We start from the raw sequence: 8,792 nt of genomic DNA, 5'->3' as shown, positions 1-8,792 counted from the left end.
GGGTGCTCCGTGGGGAGCCCCCGGCCGACCGCCGTTCGTCCGTGTCCGGTTCGTCGGTTGCCGGAGGCTAGCGGGGCGCCCGGCCGGCGCCGGAGGCGAGCTCCTTGGCCGCCTCGGTGAGGTCCTTGGCGGTGTCGATGGCCCGCCAGTACACGCCCTGCGGCAGCTGGTAGCCCGCCAGCCGCTTGCCGCGGGCGAGTTGGGGGAAGGTGGTGCGCTCGTGGTCGCCCACGTCCGGCAGCAGCTCGGCGAACTCCGGGCTGAACACGTACAGGCCGGCGTTGATCAGGAAGGGCGAGGGCGGGGCCTCGATGAAGTCCAGCACGTTGCCGAACTGGTCGGTCTCCACCGCGCCCCAGGGGATCCGCGGCCGGGCCAGCGCGAGCGTCGCGACGGCGTCCCGCTCGTGGTGGAAGGCGGCCATCTCGCGCAGGCTGAAGCGGGTCCAGATGTCGCCGTTGGTGGCGTACCAGGGCTCCTCCGGGCGGGGCAGCGCCTTGGCCGCGTACTTGAGCCCGCCGCCGCGCCCGAGCGGCTCCGCCTCGATCACCGTGCGGACCCGCAGCGGCAGGTCCGCCTTGTCCAGCCACTCCTCCAGCACGTCGGCAAGGTGCCCGCAGGAGACCACGACGTCGGTGACGCCCTCCTCGGCCAGCCAGGCCAGCTGGTGGCCGAGGATCGGCGTGCCCGTCCCGGGGATCTCGACCAGCGGCTTCGGGCGGTCGTCCGTGTAGGGGCGCAGCCGGGAGCCCTGGCCGCCGGCCAGGATGACGGCCTGGGTGACGGGCGTCGTGGTCGGCCGCGGCGAGCGGGGCCGCGGGCGCGGGGCGGACGGGAGGTCGGCGGCGGGGCCGGAGTCAGCGGTCATGCCTGAACAATAAGGCGGCGGACGGGAGCGTCCACCGCCTCGGCGGCGCCGGGTTCCCGGGGCGCTGTGGCTGCTGAGGCGGGTGCGGCTCTACCGGCTGCCCAGGCCCTTCAACCCCTCGGGCCTCCTCAGCCGACGACGCCGGCCGCGAACGACCCGTCGCAGACCGGGCGGGCGAAGGAGCGGGCCCGCTGGACGTCGCCCTGGTACTTGCGCACCGCCGCCTTGCCCAGCTCGCCGGCCAGCGAGGTGCAGTACGGCGTCAGCGAGGGCTGCTCGCGCATCGAGCGCTCCAGCAGGTCGAGCGCGGCGGAGGGGTTCTTCGCGCGCAGCTCGTCCAGCAGCGCCACCCGCAGCGACTCCTGCGGGGCGAGCCCGTCCGAGGCCTTGGCCGCGGCGCCGGCCGCGCTGTCGGAGCGCCCGATCCCGGCGCCGTCGCCGCTGGAGGCCGCCACGACCTGCTGGTCGAGCCCGGTCGGCGGGGCCCACGGGACCCGGGTCACGGCGAGGGTGCCGGTGGTCACCAGGACGACCGGCAGGGTCAGGGCGACGGTCTGGCCGATACGGCGCACAAGCTGCTTCACCCTCAGGAGAGTAGCGGTGGGTACGGGCCGGATCGCCCTCCGTTACACCATCGAGTGACGCGGTGTCCGGATTCGTCCCCCTGCCGTGTTGACGCGGGGGTGTACGGACGGAGCCCGCCGGACCGCGAGGGTCCGACGGGCTCCGGGTGTCGCGCGAGGCGGCGTCAGTTGCTCAGGCGCAGGCCGGAGCTGGTGGAGAAGACGTGGGTCTCGTTGGCGATCGGCACGACGTGGATGGTCTCGCCGCGGGCCGGGATCTGGCGGCCGGGCACGCGGACGACCAGCTCGTGGTCCTGGCCGCCGATCTGGGTGGTGCCGTAGACGAAGCCGTCCGAGCCGAGCTCCTCGACCACGTTGACGGTCACCGCGACGCCCTCGATGCCGCCCGACGGGACGACCTCGAAGTGCTCGGGGCGGATGCCGACGGTCACCGTCTTGTCGGTGCCGGCGCCGGCCAGGTCCTCGCGGGAGATGTTCACGACCGAGCCGCCGAACTTCACGCCGCCGTCCACCAGCGGCACCTCGACCAGGTTCATGGCCGGCGAGCCGATGAAGCCGGCCACGAAGAGGTTGGCGGGCTTGTCGTACATGTTGCGCGGGGTGTCGACCTGCTGCAGCAGACCGTCCTTGAGCACCGCGACCCGGTCGCCCATGGTGAGCGCCTCGGTCTGGTCGTGGGTGACGTACACCGTGGTGATGCCCAGGCGGCGCTGGAGGCCGGCGATCTGGGTGCGGGTCGAGACGCGGAGCTTGGCGTCCAGGTTCGACAGCGGCTCGTCCATCAGGAAGACCTGCGGCTGGCGGACGATCGCGCGGCCCATCGCGACGCGCTGGCGCTGACCGCCGGAGAGCGCCTTCGGCTTGCGGTCCAGCAGCGCGGTGAGGTCGAGGATCTTCGCGGCCTCCTCGACCTTGGTGCGGATCTCCGCCTTGTTCACGCCGGCGATCTTGAGCGCGAAGCCCATGTTGTCGGCGACGGTCATGTGCGGGTAGAGCGCGTAGTTCTGGAACACCATGGCGATGTCCCGGTCCTTCGGCGGCAGGTGGGTGACGTCGCGGTCGCCGATCCGGATCGCACCGGTGTTGACGTCCTCCAGGCCGGCCAGCATGCGCAGGCTGGTCGACTTGCCGCAGCCCGAGGGGCCGACCAGCACGAGGAACTCGCCGTCCGCGATCTCCAGGTCCAGCGCGTCCACCGAGGGCTTGTCCGCCCCGGGGTAGACGCGGGTCGCCTTGTCGTACGTGACAGAAGCCATGGTCGTTGTTCTCCTTCACCGGCAGGAACGTGCCGGACGATCCGAGTAAAGGGGTCTGTTGTCGCTCCGCCAGCCGCCAGTGGTCTGAACCACTGCACGAACCGGCTCCCGGCGACGCTACCCGCGCTCCCGCCGCTTGTCAGCCCCCTCCCGACCCGATTTCGGCATCGGTTCCATCACGCCCACCCATCCCACCAACCCCCGGATATCCCCCCATCCCGTCACCCGCGCCCGGTAGACTGCCCCCGGTGCCGCCGTGACCCGTCGCGGACGGCCACCGTGCCTCCTTAGCTCAGCTGGCCAGAGCACCGCTCTTGTAAAGCGGGGGTCGTCGGTTCGAACCCGACAGGGGGCTCCGCGCAACGCCGAAGGGCCGGCCCGACACTCGTGTCGGGCCGGCCCTTCGGCGTTTGCCGCAGGTGTTACTCGGGCTGTGCGGCAGGTGTGCCGGAAGTGGTCGGCGGGCCGTCGCTGCGGGTCGGGCCGCGGCGGACACCCCGGAAGGCGGATCCCTTCGCCGTTCGCGCTTCGACTCGTTCGACGATTCGGTCGATGACGCGATGGGAGTCCTTCCACTTCATGGCCAGCCGATCATGGTCCATGCCGTGCTCGGCGACGATGTCCCGCAGCTGCTCGAGGTCGAGTCCGCCGAGGCGTGACCGAAGGCCGTCCTCCCCCGCTTCGGCGAAGACGGTGAAGGGGTCGATGACGCCCCTGGTACGCCGACTCGCCCTCGGCCGGCGATCGCCCGGTGGGGCCGGCGGGCTGACATCGGCCAGTGCTCTGGCGAGTGCCCTGGAGAACCGTGCTGTACGTGCCGCTTCCACCGCCACCGCCTCGGTGAGCCGTGCGAGTACCCCGGCGAGGCCGGGGTCGGATGCGCCGAGCCTCAAGAGGGCGTCCGCGGAGCGCTGTACGTGCAGGGCAAGTGCCTGTGGCTCGGGATCGACCGACTGCGGTTCCGTCGGACGTGCGTCGCTGACTGATTCCTGGAGATCGGTGAGGTCGTCCTTGTCGGTCACGCGAGCTCCTGGACCAGCTCGATGAATTCCTTCGTCATCGAGCGGAAGGTGTCGTACTGCCCCTGGTATCCGTACTTCTGTCGAAGCGTTCCGGTGCCCACGAATTCGGCGGACGCGGCGATCTGATTGGCCTCCGGGATGTAGGACGGTAGTACGACCGGAAGCTCGGAGTCGTTCTCCAGGCGGCGGATCGTGTTCATGTGCACGGTGGAGGCCTTCCGGTACTTGGTCACCACGATACCGACCTCGGCGATTTCCTCTCCCAGACTGTCGGCGAACGCCTTCACCCGCTGCTGGATCTGCGGAATGCCGTAGGTCGACAGCACGTCGGGGATTGTCGGGATGATGTATCCGTCGGAAATGCGGAGACCGTTCAGTGTGACGATTCCAAGGTTCGGCGGGCAGTCCACCAGGACGTAGTCGTAGTCGTCGAGGATCGATTTCACCGCCTTCCGCAGGAGGTCGGTCGGGTTGTTGGAGAAGAACCGGCCGGAAGGCATGGATGCCAGGCGGTCCTGTACGTCGATCAGGTCGAGCGAGGAGGGTAGCAGGTCGACCTGCCAGACGTCGTTCACCGGCGATACGCGTCGTTGCAGCGTCTTCTTGAGGTCGAAATGAGCGGCCTCGTCCTCCGGGCGGAGTGCGTCCTTGAACAGCGTGGCCAGCGTCAGGCCCTCATCGTTCAGGGACTTCCAGCGCTCTTCTCCGATCAGCACCGTAGTGAGGTTGGTCTGCGGGTCCAGGTCGATGACCAGAACCCTCTTGCGGAACTCTGCGGAGAGGAATTCGGCGAGCGCGACGGTCGTGGTCGTCTTGCCGACCCCGCCCTTCAAGTTGATGGTGGAGATGACATGAACCATGTGCTTCTTCCTCTGCTTTAGGTAACGGCGGATCTGAGTGGCCCGGAACACCGGGCCACTGCGGAGATCCGCGATCGGAGCAGGGAATCGCCTGTCGCGGTTGCGCCAGTTCGCGACGACAGTCCGGCCGACTCCGGCCATCTCGGCCACCTCGAACAGTCCGACGAGCTCGTCCGGCTCGGCCACCTCTGGCAAGACCCCTCCCGCGTGAACGTCATTCACGCCTGCGCCCCCATCGTTCAGATGGAACTGATGATGCGTCAACTCGGCTTGTCGGCAAGTTGATTGGACCCTAAAATCCGGGCGCGCGAGCACGTTGCGTCGGCGGCCCGGGCAGTCCGGGTCAGTCCGGGGTGGGGAGGGTGAGGGTGGCGAGGGCGCCGCCGGCGGGGTGGTTGGTGAAGGTGAGGGTGGCGCCGATGACGCGGGCGTGGCCGGTGGCGATGGTGAGGCCGAGGCCGTGGCCGCGGCCGCGTTCGGGGGCGTTGGTGCGGAAGCGCTGCGGGCCGTGCCGGAGGAGGTCCTCGGGGTAGCCGGGGCCGTGGTCGCGGACGGTGATCCGCGGGCCGTCGACGTGCAGGTGGACCGGGCCGGCGCCGTGGCGGTGGGCGTTGAGGAGCAGGTTGCCGAGGATGCGGTCCAGCCGGCGCAGGTCGGTGCGGACCTGCCGGTCGGCGGTGACCTCGACGGTGACGTCCAGCCCGGTGAGGGAGACGGTGCGGCGCGCCGCGCGTTCCAGCGGGACGGCGGAGAGGTCGGGGGACTCGGCGTCCGCGTCCAGGCGGGAGACCTCCAGCAGGTCCTCGACCAGGCCGCGCAGCGCCTGGACCCGGTTCTGCACGAGCTGGGTGGGCCGCCCGGGCGGCAGCAGTTCGGCGGCGGTGACCAGCCCGGTGAGCGGGGTGCGCAGCTCGTGGGCGACGTCCGCGGTGAAGCGCTGCTCGTCCTCCAGCCGCCGGTGCAGGGTGCGGGACATCAGGTCGACGGCGGCGGCGAGGTCGGCCACCTCGTCCTTGCCGTCGACGAGTTCGCCGATCCGGGTGTCCGTCCCCCCGGCCGCGATGCCCCGGGCGGCGGTGGCCGCGGTGCGCAGTCGGCGGCTGATCCGGTCGGCGACGAGCACGCCGGCCAGCACGGTGGTGAAGACCGCGGCGACGACGGTGAGCAGGATGATCCGGTCCAGGTCGGCGATGGCCTGCCGGTGCTGGGCGAAGTCCACCCGGACGGACAGCACCCCGTCCTGCACCGGGCCGGCCGCCCACATCGACTCCCCGGCGCCGTCGGCGGCGAGCAGCGAGCCGTGCCGGCCGCCGGAGGCGAGGGCGCGCAGCCGCTCGGGCAGGGCCGGGTCGTTCACCACGGCGCCGCGGCCGGCCGGGGCGCCGCCGCGGGCGTAGCCGTCCCGCGCGGAGTCGAGGGCGGCGAGGGCGGCGGAGCGGGCCTGGTCGACGTGCTGACGGATCATCGCCTGGTGGACCAGCAGGCCGACGGCCACCGCGACCAGGACGGCGATGGCGGCGACGGCGGTGGCGATCTGGCGGCGCAGGGTCATGCCGGACGCCGCAGCTTGTAGCCGAACCCGCGGACGGTCTCGATCCGGCCGGAGCCGATCTTGGCGCGCAGCCGCTGCACGTGGACGTCCACGACCCGGGTGTCGGCGCCCCACTCGTAGTCCCAGACGCGTTCGAGCAGGGTCGAGCGCTCCAGCACGATCCCGGGCGCGGCGGTGAACTCCAGCAGCAGCCGCAGTTCGGTGGGGGTGAGCGGGACGAGGCCGCCGTCCACCCGGACCTCCATGCTGTCGGTGTCCACCTGGAGGCCGTCGAAGCTGCGCACGGCGGGGGAGGGCGCGGGGGCCTCCGGCGGCTGCGGGGCCGCGGTGGCGTCGGCGGTCGGCGGGAAGGCGGTGGGCGGAGCGGCGTCGGCGGTCGGCGGGAAGGCGGTGAGCGGCGCGGCGGCCAGCGCGGCGTCGGCGGGCGCCGGGGCGTCGGCCGTCGGGACGACCCGGATGCGGCGCAGCACGGTGCGGATCCGGGCGACCAGGACGGCGCTCTCGAAGGGCTTGACCACGTAGTCGTCCGCCCCGGCCTCCAGCCCGGAGACCACGTCCACCGGGTCGGTCCGGGCGGACATCATCAGGATCGGCAGCTGGCTCTCCTCCCGGATCCGGCGGCACAGGCCGACCCCGTCGAGCAGCGGCAGCATGACGTCCAGCAGGAGCAGGTCGGGCCGCACGGCGTGGAAGGCCTCCAGCCCCTCCAGGCCGTCGGCCGCCGTGGTGACCGGGAAGCCGTAGCGCTCCAGGGCCATCCGGGTGGCCTCGCGGATCACCTCGTCGTCCTCGACCAGGAGGATGTGCGGGTGGGCGGGGGTGCTGGTGGCTGCGGGGGTCATCGCTTCGCTTCCGGGAGCACGACGGGGGCGGACGGAACGGCGGGAACGGCGGCGCCGGCGGGGGCGGTGGACGCGGCGGGGGCGGAGGGCGCGGTGGACGGCCGCACGGCGCGCGGGGACGGGACGACGGCCTCGGGGACCGCCTGCTTCGGCGCGAACGGGGTGGGACGCGCCGGTGCCGGGCCGGGTTCGGGTTTGGAGGTGGGCGGCCGGCCGTCCTCCGGGGCGGTGGGCGGGAGCAGCCCGAGGCCCTCGTCCTTGCGTTCCTTCAGGGCGAGCCTGGTCCCGTCCCACGCGTAGTGGCTGCTGGTCAGGACGTTGACGCCGGTCGGCTCGAACAGCCAGAGGTCGGCGCCGACGGTCGAGGCGGTGAACGTCGGCAGCACCTGGACCTGGAGGACCGGCAGCAGGCGGTCCTCGGCGAGGGTGTAGACGTGCAGCACGGCCCGCCCGGGGGTGGCGACGACGGTGATCAGCTCGGGCTGACCGTCCCCGGTGAGGTCGCGGAACTCGGGGGCGCGGACCTCGCAGCCGGTGCAGGAGGCGAGCGCCTGCCGCTCCTCCGGGCCCACCTTCGGGTCCTTGGCGAGGACGGCGCGGACGTCGACCGCGGTGATGTCGCGCCCGGGGACGGTCAGGTCCGGTACGGGCTGCGGCGGCTCCTGGGTGGCCCCGGTCGCGGGCGTGGCCGGCGGCGGGGAGGCGGGCAGCTGCGGCCAGAGCGGGCGGGACACCGGCGGCGGCGCGACGGCCTGGAGCGGGCCCTGGTCGCGCAGGCCGCCGGGGGTGGCCCGGCCGAAGGCCAGGGCGGCGAGGGCGAGGACGACGACCAGGCCGGCCAGGGTGGCCACCGGGACGGCGCCGGGTCGGCGGCGGGGTGGTGGTGTTGCTGCCACGGTCGGTGCTCGTCCTCCTGCTCTCTGGCGACGCCTCGGCCGTCGCTCCCGTCACTGCCGCCCCGGTGGTAGGTCGTACGGACGGCGTCCGACGGTTCCGCGGCGGTGTGTGGGCCCCGGGTCGTGGGCCGTGGGCCTTGGGCCTTGGGCCTTGGGCCTTGGGCCGCGTTCCGCCGGCCCGGGCCGGGTCAGGTCAGGTCCGCCAGCACGATGATGTTGTCCGTCCAGTGGCCGTCCGAGCCGATCTGCCCGCCGCAGGTGATCAGCCGGAGCGCGGGCGCGGGCGTGTCGCCGTACACCTGGGCGGTCGGGAAGCGGTCCTTGGCGGCCTGGAGCAGCGCGCGGACCTTGAAGTCCACGGTGCTGCCGTCCGCGCGCCGGATCCGGATCAGCGCTCCGGGCCGCAGTTTCGGCAGCTGCTTGAAGACCGCCGGGCCGTGCGCGGTGTCGTAGTGACCGATGAGCACGGCGGGGCCGGTCTCGCCGGGGGTGGGGCCGTTGCGGTACCAGCCGACCTCGTCGCCCCGGTCGGCCGACGGCACCTCGACCGTGCCGTCGGGGTTCAGGCCGAGGTCGGCCACCGGCGCGTCCACTCCGACGGAGGGGACCAGCAGCCGGGTCGGCGGCGAGGGCGGGTACGGCTTCGGGGCGGTGGGGGCGGTCGGAGCGGTGGGGGCGGCGCCGGTCGCGGCCGGGGTGCCCGGTGCCGCCGCCGGGGTGTCGGTTCCGGTGCCGTGTCCGGAGGTCTCGACCCGTACCACCGGGGTCTCCCGGCCGGACAGGGCGAGCGAGGTGCCGAGCACCAGGCAGAGCAGGCCGGCGGTGCCGAAGGCGGTACGGCGCAGCGGGCCGGGGCCGGGCCGGGCGGCGCGTCGGCGGCTGTCCTGGTACCGCCGCCGCCCACCGCCGTGA

9 protein-coding genes and 1 tRNA gene are annotated in these 8,792 nt (G+C 72.9%); 1 reads left to right on the top strand and 9 read right to left on the bottom strand.

The window, feature by feature from the left end; translation table 11 throughout:
* Positions 1–67: 67 nt before the first annotated feature.
* From ABZW03_RS31785 to ugpC, 3 genes are all read right to left on the bottom strand, one after another.
* Complete coding sequence (locus ABZW03_RS31785; protein WP_355265960.1) at positions 68–868, bottom strand: nucleotidyltransferase family protein; 801 nt, start codon at positions 866–868, stop codon at positions 68–70.
* 128 nt (positions 869–996) lie between these two features.
* The gene (locus ABZW03_RS31780; RefSeq protein ID WP_355265957.1) at positions 997–1,452 is read right to left on the bottom strand and encodes a hypothetical protein; all 456 of its coding nucleotides are present in this window, start codon (positions 1,450–1,452) and stop codon (positions 997–999) included.
* Positions 1,453–1,616: 164 nt separating this feature from the next.
* Positions 1,617–2,708: a sn-glycerol-3-phosphate ABC transporter ATP-binding protein UgpC gene (gene ugpC / locus ABZW03_RS31775; protein WP_355265954.1), complete on the bottom strand. Its 1,092-nt coding sequence runs from the start codon at positions 2,706–2,708 to the stop codon at positions 1,617–1,619.
* Positions 2,709–2,989: 281 nt separating this feature from the next.
* On the opposite strand from ugpC, the gene ABZW03_RS31770 reads away from it, so the two are divergent.
* Positions 2,990–3,063 (top strand) — tRNA-Thr (locus ABZW03_RS31770).
* 67 nt (positions 3,064–3,130) lie between these two features.
* On the opposite strand, the gene ABZW03_RS31765 is transcribed toward ABZW03_RS31770, so the two are convergent.
* The 6 genes from ABZW03_RS31765 to ABZW03_RS31740 all read right to left on the bottom strand — a co-directional run.
* The gene (locus tag ABZW03_RS31765; protein ID WP_355265951.1) at positions 3,131–3,730 is read right to left on the bottom strand and encodes a hypothetical protein; all 600 of its coding nucleotides are present in this window, start codon (positions 3,728–3,730) and stop codon (positions 3,131–3,133) included.
* Positions 3,727–4,776 (bottom strand): AAA family ATPase, encoded by a 1,050-nt coding sequence (locus ABZW03_RS31760; protein WP_355265948.1) that lies wholly within the window; start codon positions 4,774–4,776, stop codon positions 3,727–3,729. The genes ABZW03_RS31765 and ABZW03_RS31760 overlap by 4 nt, the downstream gene beginning before the upstream one ends.
* A 157-nt stretch (positions 4,777–4,933) precedes the next feature.
* Entirely contained in the window at positions 4,934–6,142 is a 1,209-nt protein-coding gene (locus tag ABZW03_RS31755) for a HAMP domain-containing sensor histidine kinase (protein WP_355265945.1), read from the bottom strand.
* Positions 6,139–6,984 carry a response regulator transcription factor gene (locus ABZW03_RS31750; RefSeq protein ID WP_355265942.1) on the bottom strand — a complete coding sequence of 282 codons (846 nt, stop codon included), beginning with the start codon at positions 6,982–6,984 and terminating at the stop codon, positions 6,139–6,141. The genes ABZW03_RS31755 and ABZW03_RS31750 overlap by 4 nt, the downstream gene beginning before the upstream one ends.
* On the bottom strand, positions 6,981–7,880 hold the full coding sequence (locus ABZW03_RS31745; protein ID WP_355265940.1) for a hypothetical protein: 900 nt from the start codon (positions 7,878–7,880) through the stop codon (positions 6,981–6,983). Before ABZW03_RS31745 ends, ABZW03_RS31750 begins: the two co-directional genes overlap by 4 nt.
* Before the next feature lie 188 nt (positions 7,881–8,068).
* Positions 8,069–8,792: class F sortase (locus ABZW03_RS31740; protein WP_355265937.1), on the bottom strand; the 724-nt coding region annotated here is incomplete at its 5' end.

Source organism: Kitasatospora sp. NPDC004799 (genome assembly GCF_040609095.1).
In the GTDB taxonomy this organism is placed as follows: Bacteria; Actinomycetota; Actinomycetes; order Streptomycetales; family Streptomycetaceae; genus Kitasatospora.
This window is presented reverse-complemented; position numbering and strand designations above follow the sequence as displayed.

Coding starts and splice junctions, on each gene's coding strand:
- ABZW03_RS31785 (WP_355265960.1), bottom strand. CDS start 868: ATGACCGCTGACTCCGGCCCCGCCGCCGACCTCCCGTCCGCCCCGCGC.
- ABZW03_RS31755 (WP_355265945.1), bottom strand. CDS start 6,142: ATGACCCTGCGCCGCCAGATCGCCACCGCCGTCGCCGCCATCGCCGTC.
- ABZW03_RS31750 (WP_355265942.1), bottom strand. CDS start 6,984: ATGACCCCCGCAGCCACCAGCACCCCCGCCCACCCGCACATCCTCCTG.
- ugpC (WP_355265954.1), bottom strand. CDS start 2,708: ATGGCTTCTGTCACGTACGACAAGGCGACCCGCGTCTACCCCGGGGCG.